At 42.3% G+C, this 21,394-nt stretch carries 20 protein-coding genes and 1 pseudogene; 16 read left to right on the forward strand and 5 right to left on the reverse strand.

Annotated features, from left to right (window positions below; genetic code table 11):
- The first annotated feature begins 420 nt into the window (after positions 1–420).
- Both miaB and AC6CHU_RS07450 read left to right on the forward strand, forming a co-directional pair.
- The gene (miaB, locus tag AC6CHU_RS07445; RefSeq protein WP_251282846.1) at positions 421–1,974 is read left to right on the forward strand and encodes a tRNA (N6-isopentenyl adenosine(37)-C2)-methylthiotransferase MiaB; all 1,554 of its coding nucleotides are present in this window, start codon (positions 421–423) and stop codon (positions 1,972–1,974) included.
- Complete coding sequence (locus AC6CHU_RS07450; RefSeq protein WP_159862737.1) at positions 1,974–2,399, forward strand: YlbF/YmcA family competence regulator; 426 nt, start codon at positions 1,974–1,976, stop codon at positions 2,397–2,399. Before miaB ends, AC6CHU_RS07450 begins: the two co-directional genes overlap by 1 nt.
- Positions 2,400–2,501: 102 nt before the next feature.
- On the opposite strand, the gene AC6CHU_RS07455 is transcribed toward AC6CHU_RS07450, so the two are convergent.
- The 3 genes from AC6CHU_RS07455 to AC6CHU_RS07465 all read right to left on the reverse strand — a co-directional run bounded on the left by AC6CHU_RS07455 (position 2,502) and on the right by AC6CHU_RS07465 (position 3,630).
- Complete coding sequence (locus AC6CHU_RS07455) at positions 2,502–2,852, reverse strand: hypothetical protein (RefSeq protein ID WP_159862738.1); 351 nt, start codon at positions 2,850–2,852, stop codon at positions 2,502–2,504.
- 65 nt (positions 2,853–2,917) lie between these two features.
- A complete protein-coding gene (locus AC6CHU_RS07460) occupies positions 2,918–3,214 on the reverse strand; it encodes a hypothetical protein (protein ID WP_159862739.1) in 297 nt (98 codons plus the stop codon).
- A gap of 41 nt (positions 3,215–3,255) precedes the next feature.
- Positions 3,256–3,630: a hypothetical protein gene (locus AC6CHU_RS07465; RefSeq protein WP_159862740.1), complete on the reverse strand. Its 375-nt coding sequence runs from the start codon at positions 3,628–3,630 to the stop codon at positions 3,256–3,258.
- Positions 3,631–3,938: 308 nt separating this feature from the next.
- Here AC6CHU_RS07465 and AC6CHU_RS07470 point away from each other — a divergent pair, with 308 nt between their 5' ends.
- The 6 genes and pseudogenes from AC6CHU_RS07470 (at position 3,939) to mutL (ending at position 11,475) form a co-directional block, all read left to right on the forward strand.
- Positions 3,939–4,484 (forward strand): outer spore coat protein CotE, encoded by a 546-nt coding sequence (locus tag AC6CHU_RS07470; RefSeq protein WP_159862760.1) that lies wholly within the window; start codon positions 3,939–3,941, stop codon positions 4,482–4,484.
- Between the two features lie 326 nt (positions 4,485–4,810).
- Positions 4,811–5,122 (forward strand): annotated as a pseudogene (locus AC6CHU_RS07475) (VOC family protein); the annotation flags it as partial.
- A 348-nt stretch (positions 5,123–5,470) separates the two neighbouring features.
- The gene (locus AC6CHU_RS07480; protein ID WP_498121141.1) at positions 5,471–5,860 is read left to right on the forward strand and encodes a VOC family protein; all 390 of its coding nucleotides are present in this window, start codon (positions 5,471–5,473) and stop codon (positions 5,858–5,860) included.
- A gap of 265 nt (positions 5,861–6,125) precedes the next feature.
- Complete coding sequence (locus tag AC6CHU_RS07485; RefSeq protein ID WP_498121033.1) at positions 6,126–6,743, forward strand: PH domain-containing protein; 618 nt, start codon at positions 6,126–6,128, stop codon at positions 6,741–6,743.
- Positions 6,744–6,930: 187 nt separating this feature from the next.
- Positions 6,931–9,531 (forward strand): DNA mismatch repair protein MutS, encoded by a 2,601-nt coding sequence (mutS, locus tag AC6CHU_RS07490; protein WP_159862743.1) that lies wholly within the window; start codon positions 6,931–6,933, stop codon positions 9,529–9,531.
- An 18-nt stretch (positions 9,532–9,549) separates the two neighbouring features.
- The gene (gene mutL, locus AC6CHU_RS07495; RefSeq protein ID WP_159862744.1) at positions 9,550–11,475 is read left to right on the forward strand and encodes a DNA mismatch repair endonuclease MutL; all 1,926 of its coding nucleotides are present in this window, start codon (positions 9,550–9,552) and stop codon (positions 11,473–11,475) included.
- 211 nt (positions 11,476–11,686) lie between these two features.
- Here the strand turns inward: mutL and mreBH are convergent, their stop codons facing one another.
- Entirely contained in the window at positions 11,687–12,694 is a 1,008-nt protein-coding gene (gene mreBH / locus AC6CHU_RS07500; protein ID WP_251282847.1) for a rod-share determining protein MreBH, read from the reverse strand.
- 274 nt (positions 12,695–12,968) lie between these two features.
- Here mreBH and miaA point away from each other — a divergent pair, with 274 nt between their 5' ends.
- The 4 genes from miaA (at position 12,969) to AC6CHU_RS07520 (ending at position 15,825) form a co-directional block, all read left to right on the forward strand.
- Entirely contained in the window at positions 12,969–13,931 is a 963-nt protein-coding gene (miaA, locus tag AC6CHU_RS07505; protein ID WP_159862746.1) for a tRNA (adenosine(37)-N6)-dimethylallyltransferase MiaA, read from the forward strand.
- 27 nt (positions 13,932–13,958) lie between these two features.
- Positions 13,959–14,192 (forward strand): RNA chaperone Hfq, encoded by a 234-nt coding sequence (hfq, locus tag AC6CHU_RS07510; protein ID WP_009330585.1) that lies wholly within the window; start codon positions 13,959–13,961, stop codon positions 14,190–14,192.
- Positions 14,193–14,570: 378 nt separating this feature from the next.
- Entirely contained in the window at positions 14,571–15,521 is a 951-nt protein-coding gene (gene spoVK / locus AC6CHU_RS07515; protein ID WP_159866983.1) for a stage V sporulation protein K, read from the forward strand.
- Between the two features lie 70 nt (positions 15,522–15,591).
- Positions 15,592–15,825 carry a glutaredoxin family protein gene (locus tag AC6CHU_RS07520; RefSeq protein ID WP_159866986.1) on the forward strand — a complete coding sequence of 78 codons (234 nt, stop codon included), beginning with the start codon at positions 15,592–15,594 and terminating at the stop codon, positions 15,823–15,825.
- A gap of 73 nt (positions 15,826–15,898) precedes the next feature.
- Here AC6CHU_RS07520 and AC6CHU_RS07525 read toward each other — a convergent pair whose 3' ends face one another.
- Positions 15,899–16,513 (reverse strand): trimeric intracellular cation channel family protein, encoded by a 615-nt coding sequence (locus AC6CHU_RS07525; protein ID WP_159866989.1) that lies wholly within the window; start codon positions 16,511–16,513, stop codon positions 15,899–15,901.
- Between the two features lie 229 nt (positions 16,514–16,742).
- On the opposite strand from AC6CHU_RS07525, the gene hflX reads away from it, so the two are divergent.
- From hflX to glnA, 4 genes are all read left to right on the forward strand, one after another.
- Complete coding sequence (gene hflX, locus AC6CHU_RS07530; RefSeq protein WP_159866992.1) at positions 16,743–17,999, forward strand: GTPase HflX; 1,257 nt, start codon at positions 16,743–16,745, stop codon at positions 17,997–17,999.
- Positions 18,000–18,012: 13 nt separating this feature from the next.
- Complete coding sequence (locus AC6CHU_RS07535; RefSeq protein ID WP_159866995.1) at positions 18,013–19,284, forward strand: methionine gamma-lyase family protein; 1,272 nt, start codon at positions 18,013–18,015, stop codon at positions 19,282–19,284.
- Positions 19,285–19,471: 187 nt separating this feature from the next.
- Entirely contained in the window at positions 19,472–19,879 is a 408-nt protein-coding gene (locus tag AC6CHU_RS07540; protein WP_159866998.1) for a MerR family transcriptional regulator, read from the forward strand.
- A 101-nt stretch (positions 19,880–19,980) separates the two neighbouring features.
- Positions 19,981–21,315, forward strand: a complete 1,335-nt coding sequence (glnA, locus tag AC6CHU_RS07545; RefSeq protein ID WP_159867001.1) for a type I glutamate--ammonia ligase — start codon at positions 19,981–19,983, stop codon at positions 21,313–21,315.
- Positions 21,316–21,394 lie beyond the last annotated feature (79 nt).

Below are 21,394 nucleotides of genomic sequence, written 5' to 3' on the forward strand. Positions count from 1 at the left end.
GTTACGGCTAAATGTGACCTTGGGGAAATTATTGTATAAACCGGGGAAATACAAGACGGATTTTGAAGAAACCTACCAGAAAAATAGTGAAAAATTTAAAATTATCCGGGAAAAATATCTGCATACTGGGGAATGGCCTAAGCGAGAGAGTCTATAGGAGATTGTAAATGTATGTGACAGTTGTCACATACAAAATATTAAAGTTAGTCTAGTATAATTGATAGTGCAGGATTAGAAATGTCTCTGATCGTACATACAAGTAATAGCTGCAGATAAGTGCCGGAGTACGGTTTTCTATTGTTTTAACTATTAGAAAGCCTTATACTATAATAATGTGCACATATATTTTTGCACAACATGATCATAGCTAAAATGAGTTTAAATGATAGATGCTGCTCAGGAAAAAGAGAAAGGGGATAAATGATGAACGAAAAACAACGTTTAGAAAGCCAGCAAGTGCAAACAGCAAATCCTTCGGACAAAAAATCCGTAAAAGATTACAGCAAATACTTTGAAACTGTTTACACTGCACCTTCCTTAAAGGAAGCGAAAAAACGCGGTAAAGAAGAAGTAAAATATCATAAAGATTTTAACATTCCTGACGAATTTCACGGAATGGGAAATGGACGCAAATTCTATATCCGCACATACGGCTGCCAGATGAACGAGCATGATACCGAAGTAATGGCTGGCATTTTCCTTGGTCTTGGCTATGAGCCGACAGACTCAGTGGAAGATGCTAATGTTATTTTACTCAATACATGTGCCATCCGGGAAAATGCTGAGAATAAAGTGTTTGGAGAGCTTGGCCATCTTAAACACTTAAAAAAAGAAAAACCGGATCTTCTGATTGGAGTCTGCGGATGTATGTCACAGGAAGAATCGGTTGTTAACAAGATTCTTAAAACATATAACCAGGTAGATATGATTTTTGGAACACACAACATCCACCGTCTTCCTAATATTCTTCAAGAAGCCTATATGTCAAAGGAAATGGTTATTGAAGTATGGTCTAAAGAAGGTGACGTAATTGAAAACCTTCCAAAAGTGCGCCGCGGCAATATTAAAGCATGGGTTAATATTATGTACGGCTGTGATAAATTCTGCACTTACTGCATCGTTCCTTACACTCGCGGAAAAGAGCGGAGCAGACGTCCCGAGGACATCATTCAGGAAGTGCGGCAGTTAGCCGCACAGGGCTATCAGGAAATTACCCTTCTGGGGCAAAACGTAAACGCATATGGAAAAGATTTTGAGGATATGAAATATGGTCTTGGCGATTTAATGGATGAGATGCGCAAAATCGATATTCCGCGCGTACGCTTTACAACCAGTCACCCTCGCGACTTTGATGATCATCTGATTGAAGTGCTTGCCAAAGGCGGCAATCTGGTAGAGCACATTCATCTTCCGGTTCAATCCGGTTCTACGGATGTCCTGAAAATAATGGCACGTAAATATACGAGGGAACAATACTTGGAGCTGGTTCGCAAAATTAAAGCGGCTATTCCAGAGGCAACTTTTACAACTGACATCATTGTCGGCTATCCTAATGAGACGGAAGAGCAATTTGAAGAAACAATTTCCCTATACAGGGAGGTTGGCTTCGAAGCTGCTTATACATTCATTTATTCACCTCGTGAAGGTACACCTGCCGCCAAAATGGTGGATAACGTACCAATGGAAGTAAAGAAAGAGCGTCTTCAGCGCCTGAATGCAGTTGTGAATGAATTTTCGGCGGAGGCAATGAAAAAGTATAAAGGCCAGATTGTCGAAGTTCTTGTGGAAGGAGAAAGCAAGAACAACCCTGAAGTTCTTGCAGGATACACAAGAAAGAATAAGCTTGTAAACTTTAAAGGTCCAAAAACAGCGATTGGCAAAATTGTAAAAGTAAAAGTAACAGATGCAAAGACATGGTCCCTAAATGGAGAAATGGTTGTTGAAGAACTAGATGCGGTTGAGGTGAATCAGTAATGGCTAAATACACAAAGAGTGAGATTGTTGAACGTGCGAAGGATTTGGCACGCATGATTGCAGAAACTGAGGAAGTAGATTTCTTCAAACGTGCAGAAGCACAAATTAATGATAATGAAAAGGTTACTGCTACCATTACAGCCATCAAAGGTTTGCAAAAGCAGGCAGTCAATCTTCAGCATTATGGAAAAGCTGAAGCCTTAAAGAAAACGGAAGAAAAAATAGCCAAATTAGAACAGCAGCTGGACGAGATTCCTGTTGTACAGGAATTCAAGCAATCCCAGGTGGATGTCAATGAACTGCTTCAAATTGTGGCAAATACGATTTCCAACACAGTAACAGACGAAGTCATTACGGCTACAGGCGGAGATCTGCTGAGCGGCGAAACCGGATCAAAGATCAAGAACACCAGCTGTTCACATTAATTACACCAACCGAAACACCCTGCACCAGTTAGTGCAGGGTGTTTTTACGCTCTATATTTAAGGGAGGAATTGGTTTTGGCCATGGGTTGTGGGGGAGGCCATTTATTGGTTTCGCAATAGTTCTACTGCTTTTAAAAATTCTTTTCTATACTCCTGCTGTTCAATAAGCGCAGCATTTAACGTCGACAGCAAGGATTGATTGAGCATTTTCGTTCCTGAATCATCAGACTTTTTGTCCAAAAAGTTAAGAAGGAAAGTATATACAAGCAGCAATGTCGAGTAATTGTCCACATATGTCAGATTAATAGCCCGTCCGCCCTTTCCGCCGGCAGCATGGTTATTGATCGAGGGTATCCCGGCTTCTGCAGCCATATCAATAAACTCCTTTGGAATACCCAGCTGCTTAAGGACTTCCGGATCCAGATCGAGCTTTTGCATACTTTGACTTAGCATGGTACTCCCTCCCTTCTTTTTGGACATTTTAATACTCTGCATAGAAAATAATGCTTTATCTTTAATTAAGCTTTGTTGCTTTGCTGCTGAGTTGTGGTGTTAACAGAAATAGCTGTGGAGTCTCCTCCATTAGCAACATTATATTGAGCTGAAAGAATTGGAATGTTGATCAGTGCAGCGTTAACGGCAAATCCTCCACCAGAAATCGGCAATTGGCCGTTTAGGTTTGTTTGTGGAAGGTTTGCTTGTGCAGCGAAAGTAAAAGCTTCCGCTTCATTGCCGCTGTCTGCTCCATTTACAGCTCCTCCGCTTGGCAATACGCTATTGTCATTCTCGTTATTGTCATAGCATCTTGATAGCATAGTTTTCACCTCCTTCAATTGATTGAAGTGGCTTATCCAGATTATGAATCTTTCTTCATCATGTCGGAAAGATCTAAATCCAGAAGTTTTTTACCGTTTACAGATAGTTTTACCTGTTTATAATCCTCGGATGTTTCCACAACAGGCAGCAGATTTTTTAATGCAGGAATCATGTTCCCGATCCCGGAGGAATTTTTTGCGAAGAGTCCTTCTAAGTTTTTCAACGGCTTGAAAGCTTCCATTAGATCTCCTTTTAACTCTTCAGACTGAATTTTTTCTAATCCTTTTGTATAAAATCCGCCCAATGATTCAGTGAATTTGGCAACCATTTGTTCTGCATATTGTTTTGCCTCTTCCCCTGTCAGCTCTTTTCCATTGATAGAAACTTTATAGCTGGAGTTCTCCTTGTCTGCCATTCCTGTTCACCTCCTTATCGATAGTTTATTATATTGATTCATTAGCCAAGCTGTCTCCGCTGGTGTAATAGGACAAACGTGCATTTTTATATTAATTACCTAATTTTGAGTAAAGCCTTTTACTTAAGGAAGGCATCTATACTTATTTAATTCTCCCCCGGGATTTGTACTGATCGGAACATTCGCCCGCTTCCGGCATACTATAAATCATGCCAATACTTTTGCCTAACATTCATAAAAATTATCGCACACTAGTCTAATATCCCGCATAGGATGAATTGAAAATGAATGAGGAGGGTTCGCTCGCAATGGGAGATTACAGAGAGATTATAACGAAAGCGGTCGTTGCGAAAGGACGAAAATTCACACAGTCCAATCATACGATCTGCCCGTCACACCATCCGTCAAGCATACTTGGCTGCTGGATCATAAACCATACGTACGAGGCGAAAAAAGCTGGAAAAACAGTGGAAATCTGCGGCCATTATGACATTAACGTTTGGTACTCTTATAACAATAATACAAAAACCGAAGTTGTTACCGAACGGGTTGAGTATAAAGATGTCATTAAATTGAAGTACCGTGATCCGGACTGTTTGGATGACCATGATGTCATCGCCCGTGTTCTGCAGCAGCCGAGCTGCTGTGAAGCTGTTATTTCTCCAAACGGCAACAAAATCATCGTCACAGTGGAAAGGGAGTTCATGGTTGAGGTAATCGGCGAAACAAAAGTTTGTGTAGCTGTATACCCAGACAAGTGCGAATGTGATGATGACGATTGGGGACTTGATGTGGAAGATGAAGAGTTCGAGGATTTAAATCCTGACTTTCTGGTGGGAACTGAAGAAGAGTAATGACAAACTAGGAGGTTTTGCTTCCTAGTTTTTCTTTTGATAGTTCGGTGTTTTCGCAGGGGGCGGCTGGCTGCAGCGGGCCAACCCGGAAGACGCAGAGCCTCGAGGCTATTCAACGCCCGCCCTGCGGTTCGCTGAGCGGCCAGGAGGAGAAATCAGCCTGCAGCATTGCTGGGCCTGGTACAACAATTTATAGAAAGGGTTCTTATATTTTCGTACTATTAAAATCAAGCGAAATAACGACAGAAGCTTCCATCTTTAGTCTGAGCCTTTATAAAGAGCATTTCCTTAGAATGGAGCTATAAGATGTAAAGGGGAGAGGCTAAATGCAAATTTTTCAAGTGAATTTAAAATGCCATGATATTCACAGAATGAAAGATTTTTATACAAATGTTCTGGAGATGGAGCTGCTGACAGAAACTGAAAGTTATTTTACGATTATGGCGGGCACAACAAAACTGCTTTTTGAGAAAGGTGACTCGATTCCCATTTATCATGTATGCTTCCGGACAAATGCCGAATACTTTGATCACATGTTCCAGAAATTAGGAGCTGAAAGTGTACTGCTTCCAAACCAGAAAGGCGAATACAGTATGTTTTGGAAAGGCAAGCAGGCATATTTTGTCGATCCGGACGGGAATATTCTGGAGATGCTGGAGCGTCCTTTTGAGGGAACAAAAAAGGATTGGTTCCAATGGCATGACGTCGGAGAGGTTGGTTTTCCTGTTAAGGATGTCGCTGCAATGGAGCAGGAGTTAGATCAGTTCCTGAAAAATGAACAGATGGATTCCAGTGAGACGTTTGCCTTTTACGGGGACAGAAAAGGGGTTTTTGTCCTTGTGAAAGAGGGCCGGAATTGGTATCCAACTGAAAGGGCTGCCGTAATTTCTCCTATTAAAATATTTGCTTCAGGGCCAAGAGATGACAGATTTAAGCATAAGGATTATCCATACGAATTGATTGTGAGAAAAGAATGGGAAGGGGGCATCCCGGCAGTGCAGTTTCGTATTGCACGTCCGACAAATCAGCTTGATAAACTTATTGCCTTTTACGAAAAGGGACTGGGACTGAGAAGAGTCGGCGAGTTTTGGAATCATGAGGACTATGATGGGGTCATGATTGGTTTGCCTGACAGCCGGTATCATCTTGAATTTACACAATCCAAGGAAAAAATGGAGCTTCCGCAGCCGACAAAGGAGCATCTTTTAGTCTTTTATGTAGCAGATCGTTTTGAGCGTGATAAAATCGCCGAAAGGCTTGCTGCTTTAGGGTTTTTGGAAACAGAACCGGAAAATCCATATTGGGGCAGAGGAGGAATAACAATAGCAGATCCAGATGGATGGCCGATTGTATTGATGAATACCCCGGGTATATAAAGCTTCCGGCTCTTAAGGCTGTTTTTGCAAGGCTTGCTGCATTTTTCATAACTTAGTATAATTTCCTGCGAAAGGTGTGAGTCCTCTCAGGCCAAGCCGAGGAGGCTAGCTATTACTCTCCGCAGGTTCGCTGCGTGCCTGCAGCAAAAATCAACAGACTAAATTAAACAAGAAACAACAAACTTGGAAAAACGTAGAGCTATCGCTTTCCTGCATATGTTAAAATAGCAAAGTAATAAAATGAATGCAGAAAGGTTGAGAGTTTATGTTTAAAAAGGTTGCCTCTGATGTGCTGGGATTAAGCGATGTGGGGAGCGTTATCCAACCGGCTGACTATGACAAAGTTGATGCTGACGATTATGTCCTGCACGAAGATAATGAGAAAATTTACTTCCTAATAAAGTCCAAATCCGATGAGTACTGCTTTACGAATAAGGCGCTTATACATCTGGATGGCACAAGTGCTGTCAGTAAAAAACGAACTCTAAAGCGCTATAGCTACCGTGAATACAGCATTTCAAATGTGATGCTCGAAACAGCTGGTACAGTTGATTTAGATGTGGAAATCAAATTTGTGATCGGCTCTCAGGCATTCTCGATCGACGTACATAAAAAGCATATCGAAAAATTGAAAGATTTGTACAAAGCTCTGATCCGCATTTCCGAGATTTGCCGGGAGAATGAAGTTTCCATGGAATATGCTGAAAAAAGCCTAAATCTGGCATCAGGCACGATTGGACGTTCAGTATCCAATCAGGATGCCAATGTAGTGGACAATTTCCGTGTTTTAAACGAAACAGCCTTCAACTGGCTGATGAACAGCCGCAAGAAATACAATGTTAAAGACTTCGGCTATGTGTTTGAAAAATACATTAATAATTGAGAATCCTGGCAGCTCTCCATTGGGGAGCTGCTGTTTTTTAGGCTTAATAATCTATACGAATTAGCCAAGGCAAATATTGCACATCTGAGTCAGCTAATAATCTATGATATAATGATTAAGACGTTTTTTAGAGGAATCTTCTAAAAAAATGATAAAAATAATAGATTATGGATCGTTGGAGGAAGTTATGGCAGCAGCTTACACGCCTATGATACAGCAATATTTACGAGTAAAGGCAGAATATCAGGATGCCTTTTTATTTTTTCGCCTTGGCGACTTTTACGAAATGTTTTTTGATGATGCACTTAAAGCATCACAAGAGCTTGAAATCACATTAACCAGCCGCGAGGGAGGCACGGAAGAACGGATTCCCATGTGCGGAGTGCCATATCATTCTGCACCGGTTTATATTGAGCAATTAATTGAAAAAGGATACAAAGTTGCAATCTGCGAGCAAACGGAAGACCCAAGACAGGCAAAAGGGGTTGTGAAGCGGGAAGTCGTTCAGCTGATCACCCCTGGAACCATGATGGAAGGCAAAGGTCTTCAGGAAAAAGAAAACAACTACATTGCATCAATTTCTGCTTTTGAAGATGAAACCTTTGGATTTGCCACCAATGATTTAACTACAGGTGAGACGAAGGTAACGATGCTAAGCAGCGGTTTTGATGAAGTTTTGAATGAGCTGTCTATGTCAGGAGCTAAAGAGGTAGTCATCTCATCAGGCTTTGACGGGGAATGGCAGAGGAGAATGAAAGAACGCTCTGTTATGGCGATTTCATTTGAGGATGATTGCGGAGTGCGAGACTCATTTGAAGGACTTCTTGCTGATTTAAATCAGGACAAGCTAAGGAGAACATCATCCAGGCTGATTAATTACTTGTACCGCACGCAGAAAAGAAGTCTGGATCATCTGCAAAAAGTGGCAACTTATCAAGTAAATCAATACATGAAAATCGATTATTTTTCGAAAAAGAATCTGGAGCTCACAGAGACCATCCGCAGCAAAGGCAAGAAGGGCTCGCTATTGTGGCTTCTTGATGAAACAAAGACGGCCATGGGAGGGCGTCTATTAAAGCAATGGATCGACAGGCCGCTTATCGATGAACAGGAAATCAAGCGTCGCCATTCATTGGTTGAAACGCTGATAGGTTCTTTCTTTGAACGCGAAGAAATCCGGGAAAAGCTGAAGGAAGTTTATGATCTGGAACGGCTTGCAGGACGAGTTGCTTTTGGAAATGTGAATGCCCGTGACCTGGTGCAGCTTAAGAAGTCGCTTCAGCAGATACCCATTTTAAAAGAAATGGTTTCAAAGCTTCCAAATGATGAAGCATTAAGGCTAGCTGAGCGCCTGGATGCCTGTGAGGAAGTAACAGATACATTGGAAAGTGCCATAATGGAAAATCCGCCGCTGTCTTTGAAGGATGGAAACATTATTCAGGACGGCTATCATGAAGAGCTGGATAAATATCGTGATGCCAGCCGCAACGGCAAGACCTGGATTGCCCTGCTTGAGAAGCAGGAACGTGAAAAAACAGGCATTAAATCTTTGAAAATCGGTTTTAATCGTGTGTTTGGCTATTATATCGAAGTAACCCGAGCCAATCTGCACCTTCTTCAGGAAGGGCAATATGAGCGCAAGCAGACCCTTACGAATGCGGAACGATTTATTACACCGGAATTGAAGGAAAAAGAGGCACTCATACTGGAAGCACAGGAGAAGTGTGTGGAGCTTGAGTATGAATTATTTACTAATGTCCGCGAATACGTAAAAGAATATATACCCAGATTGCAAAAGCTGGCGAAAACGGTTAGTGAGCTGGATGTTCTTCAATGCTTCGCCGCTGTCAGCGAACAGAGACATTATACAAAACCAAGCTTTTCAAATGAAAGACGGGTTTATATTAAAGACGGCCGTCATCCAGTCGTTGAAAAGGTGCTGAACGCACAGGAATATGTGCCAAACGATTGTCATATGGATGCGGACAGGGAAATGCTGCTGATTACAGGACCGAATATGTCCGGTAAAAGTACGTATATGCGTCAAATTGCACTTACAGCAATTTTAGCCCAAATCGGATGCTATGTGCCCGCTGATGAAGCAGTGCTTCCTATTTTCGACCAGGTATTTACGAGAATTGGAGCTGCTGATGACCTTATTTCGGGGCAGAGTACCTTCATGGTAGAGATGCTCGAAGCGAGAAATGCAATTGTGAATGCCACTCAGAATAGCTTAATTTTATTTGATGAAATCGGGCGGGGAACATCCACTTATGATGGAATGGCATTGGCACAGGCAATCATTGAATATATACACAACCGGATTGGTGCGAAAACTTTGTTTTCCACTCACTACCATGAATTAACCGTGCTTGAAGAAGAACTCCAAAAAGTGAAAAATATCCATGTCAGCGCAGTCGAGCAAAATGGCCGGGTCGTGTTCCTTCATAAAATTAAGGAAGGAGCAGCAGATAAAAGTTATGGTATCCATGTGGCCCAGCTTGCAGAGCTGCCGAATGAACTGATTGTAAGGGCAAATGAAATTTTAACAGGGCTGGAATCAAACGACACTCATCCCGTGAAAAAAGAGGTTACTGCTGCAGAAAATATTGCAGAGCCACAAGCCCAATTATCCTTCTTTGAGGATTCTGAAGATCTAAAGAAACCTGTAACAAGCTCTAAAGAAAAGAAGTTCCTTGATAAAGTCAGAGCGCTGGATATCTTGGATATGACGCCAATGCAGGCATTAAATACATTATATGAGCTGCATAAGAAACTTAAGAATTAATAAATAGGGGGTGACGAGATGGGGAAAATCATTCAGCTTGATGATTCTCTTTCAAATAAGATTGCTGCCGGCGAGGTGGTGGAGCGGCCTGCATCAGTGGTAAAGGAACTGATGGAGAACTCAATTGATGCCGGAAGCACGATTATTGAAATTGAAGTGGAAGAAGCAGGGCTGGCTAAAATTCGTATTATTGATAATGGTGATGGCATTGAGGAAGATGATGTTCTGAGTGCCTTTCATCGCCATGCTACCAGCAAAATAAAAGACGAAAATGACCTTTTCCGCATCCGCACGCTCGGGTTCCGCGGCGAGGCATTGCCCAGTATTGCGTCGGTTTCCAGAATTGAGATGAAAACTTCCACAGGCGATGCCGGCACACGCGTAGTCATTGAAGGCGGAAAAGTGGACGTGATGGAAAAGGCACCCGGCAGAAAAGGGACAGACCTCACTGTAACAGATTTATTTTTCAATACACCGGCTCGGCTCAAGTATATGAAAACGATTCACACAGAGCTTGGCAATATTACAGATGTGGTTAACAGGCTGGCGCTTGCCCATCCGGAGGTGGCCATCCGCCTGATCCACAATGAGCGGAAGCTTCTGCAGACGAACGGAAACGGGGATGTCCGGCAGGTCCTGGCAGCTATTTATGGGATTAATATCGTGAAAAAGATGGTGCGGATTGAAGCAAGCTCACTGGATTTTAAGATCAGCGGGTATGCGGCACTGCCGGAGATTACAAGAGCGTCAAGAAACTACATTTCTACCATGATTAACGGCCGCTTTATCAAAAATTACTCATTGGCCAAAGCCATTCAAGATGGATATCATACCTTGCTGCCAATTGGACGCTACCCGATTGTCCTGCTGAATATAGAAATGGATCCGCTCCTTGTCGATGTTAACGTCCATCCTTCGAAAATGGAGGTACGCTTAAGCAAGGAGCATGAATTAAATGATTTGGTATCTGGTGCTTTAAAAAATGCATTTAAGAAAGAGGAACTGATTCCTTCCGGATTTACACAGCCGAAGAGCCTAAAGCCCAAATCGGAACAGACTGCTCTAGAACTGGATCATTTGCCGGAGCAGCAGGAAAATAAGCCTTCCTCCTTTGTCCGGGAAACGAGGGAGGAGGTTGTCCGGCAATATCCGATAGATGCAGTTCCCCAATTTAAACAAAGCCATTATGCTGAGCCGTCAGGAGAAGAAACAGCTGAAAAGCAGGGTGCTCCTTCTATTGGTTTAAGCAATTCAGCTGAAAAATCATCTGATGAAGATCAGCATTTATTCCAGCCGGAAGAGCCAAGAGCTGCCGGGCTGGGTCAATTTTTTGCAGAGACGCCCACAATTGAGGAGCCATCGCGGGTGCCCCCGCTTTATCCAATCGGACAAATGCATGGAACGTATATTTTTGCACAGAATGACCGGGGCCTTTATATCATTGACCAGCATGCTGCACAGGAGCGGATTAAGTACGAGTATTTCAGGGAGAAGGTCGGACAGGTTGAAAGCGAATTGCAAGAGATGCTCCTTCCGCTGACATTTGAATACTCAACTGATGATTATATAAAAATAGATGAATACAAAAGTGAACTTGAAAAAGTGGGAGTGTTTTTAGAGCCGTTCGGACATAACAGTTTTATCGTACGCTCCCACCCGCAATGGCTGCCTAAAGGCGAAGAACAGGAAATCATCGAGGATATGATTGAACAGCTCTTAGCTATGAAGAGAGTAGATATTAAAAAGCTGCGAGAGGAAGCTGCCATTATGATGAGCTGTAAGGCTTCCATTAAGGCGAATCATCATCTGCGCAATGATGAAATTCAGGCGCTGCTTGATGAATTGAGAAGGTCCTCTGATCCGTTCACATGCCCGCATGGACGGCCAATCATCATTCATTACTCTATTTATGAGATGGAGAAAATGTTTAAGAGGGTAATGTAGAAAATAGACGCTGAACCAGATTGGTTCGGCGTCTATTTAGTTATAAACGATAATTATATTATGTAAACTAGATGTCTTCAATCGCATAATTATTATCTTAAAAACCTGAATATCTCCGATTAAATTCGTTTTTACGTATAAATATCAAATTGCCGCTCTTAACTAATAAAAGAAAAGCATCCACTTTACAAAGTAGATGCTTTTTTACTGCTTATCTTACTGCCGTATGCAGCTTATCAATAAATTTAAGGGCTTTTCCTGTTCCAACTGCTACTGATTCAAGCGGGCTTGGGGCAAGGTGAACAGGCACCACAATTTCATGTGAAAGCCATTCCTGCATGCCATTTAAAAGGGCACCGCCTCCAGAAAGGATTACACCGCGGTCTACGATGTCTCCGCTAAGTTCAGCCGGGCTGTCCTCTAGGGTTGCACGGATTGCTTCGAGAATATGAAGCAATGATTCTTTAATAGCATCGCGGATTTCATAGGATGACAATGTAATAGTCTTAGGCAGGCCGGTAACGAGGTCGCGGCCGCGCACTTCCATTGTCAGTTCTTCATGATCAATCAGAGCGTAGCCGATTTCCATTTTAATATGCTCGGCTGTTCTTTCTCCTATAAGTACATTGTACTCTTTACGGACATATTGAATAATGTCATCGTCAAGTCTGTCTCCGCCAATCCGGATTGAATTGCAGGCAACAACACCGCCAAATGAAATGATTGCCACTTCAGTTGAACCCCCGCCAATATCAACAACCACGTTGGCAACAGGCTCATCAACAGGCATGCCTGAACCAATTGCTGCTGCTACAGGCTCTTCAATCAAATGGACTTTCTTCGCTCCAGCATTGCGTACAGCATCTTGGATGGCTCTTCTTTCAACACTGGTTGAACCAGATGGCGTACATACAACGACATTTGGCTTTCTGATGGCAAATCCAACTGATTTCGATGCTTTTCGCATAACCTGGCGAAGCATTTCAGTTGTTGTGTCATAGTCGGCAATAACCCCGTCTTTTAGCGGACGGATGGCAACGATGCGGCCTGGTGTTTTTCCGATCATCTCTTTTGCTTCTTTACCAACAGCTAACACTTTTTTCGTTTCTGTATCAATTGCTACTACTGAAGGTTCATTGAGGATAATGCCTTTTGTTTTGCTGTATACAAGAATATTAGCAGTTCCTAAGTCTATTCCAATTTCAGATGTATTTAACATGAATTCTTCACCTATTTTCAAATTTATATTGTCACAATATAACCTTCTAATAAATTAACATGATTTTGGGGGTTAGCCTTTATTTGTTATGGAATCGTTAATAAAATGTAATTTTATAAGAAAATTTTAGGAAAATTGTCGAATAGGAAAGAGAAAACTTGTTTATAATGCATAAATGTTCTGTTTTTATGAAAAGAATGGTAAGATGATACCTGAAAAATTTTCCTGCTATATGGTAGGATTAAATTAAGATGGCAGTAAAGGCAGTGAACAGATGAGTGAAAAAGAAAAGCTTGCGGTGCTGATTGGCCCTACAGCTGTTGGTAAAACAAAAATGAGCATTCTTCTGGCAAAAAGATTTAATGCGGAAGTCATTAGCGGAGATTCAATGCAGATATATAAAAGCATGGATATCGGCACGGCCAAAATTAAAGAAGAAGAAATGGCCGGGATTCCGCATCATCTCATCGATATCAAAAATCCTGAAGATCCATTTTCGGCAGCCGAATTTCAGGAACTGGTCCGAAGCAAAATCACAGAGATTACTTCTCGCGGCAAACTTCCAATGATTGTTGGGGGGACGGGATTGTATATTCAATCTGTTATTTATGATTACCAATTTTCTGATGCGCCTTCAAATGAGGAATTTAGGAAAACATTGGAGAAGCGCGCCGAAAGGGAAGGGAACACAGAACTTTATAAGGAGCTTTTGGACATAGACCCTGAAAGCGCGGAAAAAATTCACCCCAATAACATTCGCAGAGTGATCAGGGCGCTGGAAATTTACCATTGCACAGGAAAAAAGATGTCCCAGTATCAGGAGCAACAGGATCCGGCTCTTCTTTATGATGCGGCGCTGATTGGGTTAACGATGAATCGGGAAACTTTATATGACCGCATTAACCAGAGAGTCGAGATCATGATGCAGGAAGGCTTGCTGGAAGAGGTGAGAGCCCTGTATGATCAGGACTTAAAAGATTGCCAGTCCATACAGGCCATCGGGTATAAAGAGCTGTATGAATACTTTAATGGGCATGTCTCACTGGAGGATGCGGTTGAAAATCTTAAGCAAAATTCAAGAAGATATGCAAAAAGGCAGCTAACATGGTTTCGAAACAAGATGAATGTGGAATGGTTTGATATGTCCGATACAGCCGACCCTCATGAGTTTGAAAAAAAATTCGCTGAAATTTCTGCTCATATTGAAGGAAAGCTGAAAATAAAATCGAATACATAATGATAGAGATAAAAGAGGAGGATTATAATGAAATCAGCAATCAATATTCAAGACCAGGTACTCAATCAGCTTCGCAAGGATAATATTAATTGTACTGTATTTTTGTTGAATGGATTCCAGATTAGAGGCCAAATTAAAGGCTTTGATAATTTTACAGTATTATTCGAATCAGAAGGGAAACAGCAGCTTGTTTATAAGCATGCCATTTCTACCTTCGTTCCACAGCGCAATGTTCAGCTGGATATGGAAAACCAGCAATAATATAACTGCAAGAAAAGCCCGCTTCGACTGAAGCGGGCTATTTTCTTATGCAAAGACAAATATTTTTAATGAAATGGATGATGGCTGAATACATATAGATATGAGAATTTATGCGGATATGAGGGGAAGACAATTGGCGGGCTTGTTCCCCATGTACTGGCTGTAAATGCCTGTTCTCCGCATACTCCAAAAGCGGAGAAAAACCCGTTATTTCTCGGGAAACCGCATGAACTGACACTCCTGCATTGATTCTTGTTGAAAAGGGCGGGACTTTGTCGCATTTTAGCCTAATTACCGTATACTCGGGGATCATATAGGCTTTTGTCACAACAAATACTTCTGTGCGTATACTGTGCTAAGAATGTGAGGTGATAGCTTTTGGACCAGCCGATTCGCTTGAAAAATAACGGACAGATCAGCATCGTTCTCAATTCACAAAAGCGTAAAACATACACAAAAGAGCTTCCCGAATCCCAAGCGGCTCCAAAAGTCATTCCGGCTGAGCATACAGCTCTCAAAGAAATTGAAGAAGAACTTGGCGCTCTTGTGGGAATGGAAGAAATGAAGAAAATGATCAAGGAGATTTATGCCTGGATTTATGTGAATAAGAAGCGGGAAGAGGCCGGCCTCAAAGCTGGAAAGCAAGCATTGCATATGATGTTCAAAGGGAATCCCGGTACAGGTAAAACAACTGTTGCCCGTTTAATAGGCAAGCTTTTTCAAAAAATGAATGTGCTGTCAAAAGGACATTTGATTGAAGCGGAGCGGGCCGACCTTGTCGGTGAATACATTGGACATACAGCCCAAAAAACAAGGGATCTGGTTAAAAAAGCGATAGGCGGAATTCTGTTTATCGACGAAGCATACTCGTTAGGCAGAGGGGGAGAGAAAGATTTTGGAAAGGAAGCCATTGACACTCTCGTCAAGCATATGGAGGATCGGCAGCATGAATTTATACTGATTCTTGCAGGCTATTCCAGAGAAATGAATCATTTCCTGACCTTGAACCCGGGGCTTCATTCCCGTTTTCCCCTTGTTATTGACTTCCCTGATTACTCGATAGAGCAGCTGATGGAAATTGGTCAGAGGATGCTAAAGGAAAGGGAGTATACTTTAAGTCACGAATCCGAAAAGAAGCTGAGGGAGCACTTGCACTTTGTAAAAAACAATTTAAGCCCAAACAGCTTTTCGAACGGGCGTTATATCAGAAACATCCTTGAAAAATCTATCAGGGCACAGGCCATGCGCCTGTTACTGCAAAATAGCTATGACAAACATGATTTAATGACCATCAGGAGCAATGATTTGGTGTTTCAAGAAACCGATTAAGGGGATATTGTAATTAAAAGGCAGTGTCAAGACACATTGGCATTGTTTTTTACTGGAGGAGGAATGTAAAATGAATGAAATTACGGTTTATACTACGAATACTTGTCCGTACTGTACGATGGTTAAGAATTTCCTGGATCAGCAGGGGCTGGAGTATAAAGAGGTTAATGTCCAAAATGACCAGAGGGAGGCACAAAAACTGGTTGAAACCACCGGACAAATGGGAGTGCCTCAAGTTTATGTGAATGGAAAATGGGTCATTGGCTTTGATCCTAACACGATTATGGCGAATGTAAAGCAATAATAAGTGGCCTGCTCAGGATTGAGCAGGTCTTTTTAATTAAGAGATAGCCTTCTTCAATATGAAAAGCACCGGCTTACGCCGATGCCTTTGTCCCCAGTCTCTTAACGGGCAGCTTCCAATTATATGTGTAAGATAAAACCCGCAAAGCGGTAATGATAATAAACAAAGTATAAAGTTCAAACGGCTCTGAAGCGATGTCGAGTCCTACTGCGAAACCGCAAAGGATTGCCCAGACAGCATAAATTTCAGATCGCAATACCAGCGGTTTTCTTCTTGCAAGAAGATCGCGGACTATTCCCCCGCCGCTTCCGGTCAATACAGCTGCTACAATAACAGCGCTTAAAGGATGATTCATTTCCGTTGCGTAAAGGGCTCCTTGGATGGCAAACGCGGATAACCCGATTGCGTCAGTGAAATTGCCCCATTTTTGCCAGTGTTTGAGCAGGTTGTTAGGGAACAGCATTACTGCTGTGATGGATAGAAGGGCAATTTGGAAAAATAACCCCTGTTCCCAAAGGGCGGAGACAGGAACGCCTATTAGCAGGTTTCGGATGGCCCCGCCGCCAAAAGCAGTAACAATCCCGAGTATATAAACGCCCAGAATGTCATATTCTTCTTCCATGGCTACAATTGCACCGCTGACAGCAAAGGCAATAGTGCCAATCATACTTAAAACTTCCCATGTCATATGCCATTTCTCCTCATGATGCAAATCTCTAAATCTATTTTTGTCCAAATTAATTACAAACGTCAATTCTTTCCAAACAATATGATTTTAACATGGAAAAGAAGAATTACAACCTTTTTTTGCATTTTAATTGAAAGGTTCAAAGCCTTTGGCTAGCGGAGAAAATTAGTATTTGACCATGTTTTTTGATATGATCAATTAAAATAAGAATTTGAAAGAGGGATGCTGGTTGGAAAATAAGCCAGATTATGAAAAAGTCATTCTTGTCGGCTGTCATACTGAAGAAGATGATCAGCGGTTTGAATATTCAATGGAAGAATTGGAATCCTTAACCGAGACTGCCAATGGTAAAGTTTTAGCTATGGTTACGCAAAAAAGGGACCGGGTTCATCCATCTACATATATAGGAAAAGGAAAAGTGGAGGAACTGGCTGCTCTTCAGGAAGAAATGGAAGCAGATCTTATCATTTTTAACGATGAGCTTTCACCAAGCCAGGTTAGAAACCTATCTGCAGAGCTGGATGCACGGATCATTGACCGGACACAGCTGATATTAGATATTTTTGCTCAGAGGGCGCGCTCTAAAGAAGGGAAACTGCAGGTTGAATTAGCCCAATTGCAGTATTTGCTGCCCCGCCTTTCAGGTCAGGGTATCCAGCTTTCAAGACTTGGAGGGGGAATTGGAACAAGGGGACCGGGTGAGACCAAGCTGGAATCAGACCGCCGGCATATCCGCCGCCGTATTGATGATATTAAGACCCAGCTTTCCGTTATCGTGCAGCACCGGGATAGATACCGTGAACGGAGAAAGAAAAACAAAGCATTCCAAATTGCACTTGTCGGCTATACAAACGCTGGGAAGTCCACAATTTTCAACAGGTTGTCTGAAGCTGACTCTTATGAAGAGAATCAACTGTTTGCCACACTTGACCCAATGACCCGCAAGCTGATTTTGCCAAGCGGGTTCATTACACTTGTGACTGATACAGTCGGATTTATTCAGGATTTGCCGACTACATTGATTGCGGCTTTCCGGTCCACCCTGGAAGAAGTAAAGGAAGCAGATCTCCTTCTCCATGTAGTCGATATGTCCAATCCGGATTATTACCAGCATGAGCAGACAGTCAATAAACTAATAGAAGATTTGGAAAACGATAAAATACCGCAGCTGACGGTATATAATAAGAGAGATCTTAGGCATCCTGATTTTGTCCCGACCGCCAGGACAGAAACGATTCAGATCAGCGCTTTTGAAGAAAATGACCGAAATGAGCTGAAAAGGAAAATTGAGCAGATAATCCTGGGGATGATGAAGCCTTACCATGTTGAAGTGCCGTCGACAGAAGGAAAACTGCTGTCACAGCTTAAGAATGAAACCATCCTGAGGGAATTAACTTTTAATGAAGACAAAGAACTCTATATATGCAAGGGTTATTATCTCGAAGACCATCAAATTTCAGGGCCTTTAACGAAATATACTGTATAGTTAGGAGAACAACATGTTTCAACAGTTATCACAAGGAGAAAAGCTGCAGCCGATAGTAAAAGAAGTGGAGCAGCAAATTTCAGGGGTATTTAAGAACATTGAAGAGCGGATTGATGAGAACCAATTCCGGGTATTGAAGAGCTTTCAAAATTTCAAAGTCAGCGATTCTCATTTTATGCCATCAACCGGCTACGGTTATGATGACATCGGCAGGGATACATTGGAAAACATATATGCAGAAGTATTCGGCGGTGAGGCCGGATTAGTGCGCCCTCAGATTATATCAGGCACCCATGCCATTTCCATTGCACTCTTTGGCGTATTGCGGCCGGGTGATGAATTGCTGTACATAACAGGCAAGCCGTATGACACACTTGAAGAAATCGTGGGAATTCGGGGAACAGGCAACGGCTCGCTGAAAGAGTTCGGGATTGGATACAATAGCATCCCGCTGAATGAAGATGGGGGCATAAATTATCCTGCAATTGAAAAAGCCATCAAGCCCAGCACGAAAATGATCGGCATTCAGCGCTCTAAAGGATACGCAACAAGACCATCTTTCACAATTGAACAAATTGAAGAAATGATTAAGTTTGTAAAGGAAATTAAGCCGGATGCGGTTATTTTTGTTGACAATTGTTATGGGGAGTTTGTAGAGGACAGAGAGCCGTGCCATGTTGGGGCAGATTTGATGGCCGGGTCGCTGATTAAGAATCCTGGCGGCGGCATTGCAAAGACTGGCGGATATATTGTCGGAAGGAAAAAATGGGTGGAAGCCTGCTCTTACAGGATGACTTCCCCGGGAATTGGTGCAGAAGCGGGTGCGTCCCTATATAGCCTTCAGGAAATGTATCAGGGTTTTTTTCTTGCTCCGCACGTTGTCGGCCAGGCACTGAAAGGGGCGGTTTTTACAGCAGCTCTGCTTGAAAAGCTTGGAATGAACTCCAATCCAAAATGGGACCGTAAAAGAACTGATTTAATCCAATCTGTCCAATTCGATGATAAAGAAAAAATGGTTGCCTTTTGCCAGGCGATTCAGTTTGCATCACCGGTTAATTCCCATGTAACAGCCTACCCTGCATACATGCCGGGATATGAAGATGATGTCATCATGGCAGCCGGCACTTTTATCCAGGGTGCAAGCATTGAGCTGACTGCAGACGGTCCGATCAGGCCTCCCTACGTAGCCTATGTACAGGGCGGTCTTACTTATTCGCATGTAAAAATGGCTGTATGCATTGCGCTAAACCAATTGCTGGAAAAGGGTTTAGTTCAAATAAATTAGGTAAATATAAGAGGGACAGCTGCTTAGTCAGTTGTCCCTTTCTTTTGCTTAACTGAGAATTATATGAAAATATGAAAGGCAAAAATTTTTTGAAAAAATCATGTCATAAAACCTAACATATGATTGACATATTTTCTTACATTACATATAATAAGATCAAGAAGTAATTGAAAAGGGGGAGAAATAGTTGACTGGAAGCGAGATTCGACGTTCCATGCCGCTTTTCCCAATTGGTACTGTCATGCAGCTGACTGACCTGACTGCCAGGCAGATTCGCTACTATGAAGAACACCAATTGATTTCTCCAGCAAGAACTGACGGAAATAGAAGGCTTTTTTCCTTAAATGACATCGATGTCCTTTTGGAAATCAAAGATTTAATAGATCAAGGCGTAAATATGGCCGGGATCAAGCAGCTATTTTTCGTTAAAGAACAGCAAGCTCTAACTGAAACGATGAATAAGCAATCTGAAAAAGCGAGGCGCGATCTTTCGGATGAAGAAATCCGGAAACTTCTTCGCAAGGAAATTGTGCAGGCAGGACGTTTTAATCGTTCTTCATCCCGTCAGGGCAACATGCACCGCTTTTTCCATTAAAAATTCCGTTTTTAAGCTCGTTGATAATGTCTTGGATCTCTTGCAAGCACCAACAGAGCAAAAAATAAATCACTTATGTAAATTTAAGGGAGGAACTACCAGTGGCCAAGTTTACTAAAGAAGATATTAAACGTATTGCAGAAGAGGAGAATGTGAAATTTGTCCGTTTACAGTTTACGGATATCCTTGGAACAATTAAGAACGTGGAAATTCCAATTAGCCAGCTTGAAAAAGCGCTTGATAACAAAATGATGTTTGATGGATCTTCAATTGAAGGATTCGTCCGCATTGAAGAATCAGACATGAATCTATATCCAGACCTTGATACTTGGGTAGTATTCCCTTGGACTGCGGAAAAAGGTAAAGTAGCACGTCTAATCTGTGATATCTATAATCCGGATGGCACTCCATTCCTTGGCGATCCGCGAAGCAACCTAAAACGCATCCTTAAAGAAATGGAAGACCTTGGATATACTGATTTTAACTTAGGACCTGAACCGGAGTTCTTCCTTTTTAAGCTTGACCAAGCAGGAGAACCAACTCTTGAATTGAATGACAATGGCGGATACTTCGACCTTGCTCCAACTGATCTTGGGGAAAACTGCCGCCGTGATATCGTACTTGAGCTGGAAGAAATGGGCTTTGAAATTGAAGCTTCCCACCATGAAGTTGCGCCTGGGCAGCACGAAATTGACTTCAAATATGCTGATGCTTTAACAGCTTGTGACCAAATTCAAACATTCAAGCTTGTTGTAAAAACAATTGCCCGCAAGCACGGTTTACATGCGACATTCATGCCGAAGCCTTTATTCGGTGTCAGCGGATCCGGAATGCACTGCAATGTTTCACTATTCAAGGATGGCAAAAATGCATTCTTCAATGAAACCGGTGACCTTCAGCTAAGTGATGATGCCCGCCACTTTATTGCTGGAATTGTGAATCATGCAACTGCATTTACAGCAGTGACCAACCCTATCGTTAACTCATACAAGCGTCTGGTTCCAGGCTATGAAGCACCTTGCTATGTTGCCTGGTCTGCTCAAAACCGTTCACCTCTCATCCGTATTCCTGCTTCCCGCGGAGTAAGTACACGTGTTGAGGTGCGCAGCGTTGACCCAGCAGCGAACCCATACCTTGCGATGGCCGTATTATTAAAAGCTGGCCTGGACGGTATCAAAAATAAAATGACTCCTCCAGCTCCAGTGGATCGCAATATCTATGTGATGACAAAAGAAGAGCGCGAGGAAGAGGGAATCAAGGATCTGCCGCCTACATTGGCTGCAGCTCTTGAAGAACTAAAGAGAGATGAAGTAATTGTTTCTGCTCTTGGAGACCACATTTTCGAACACTTCATTGAAGCGAAAGAAATCGAATGGGATATGTTCCGTACGCAAGTGCATCCATGGGAGCGCGAGCAGTACTTGAGCATGTATTAATACTATCAACCCCAACCCTTGATACCATTGGTATCGAGGGTTTTCTTATGTTCGGACATAGTAAAGCCTACGAAAAAGA

Source organism: Cytobacillus sp. GQ23 (assembly GCF_059758675.1).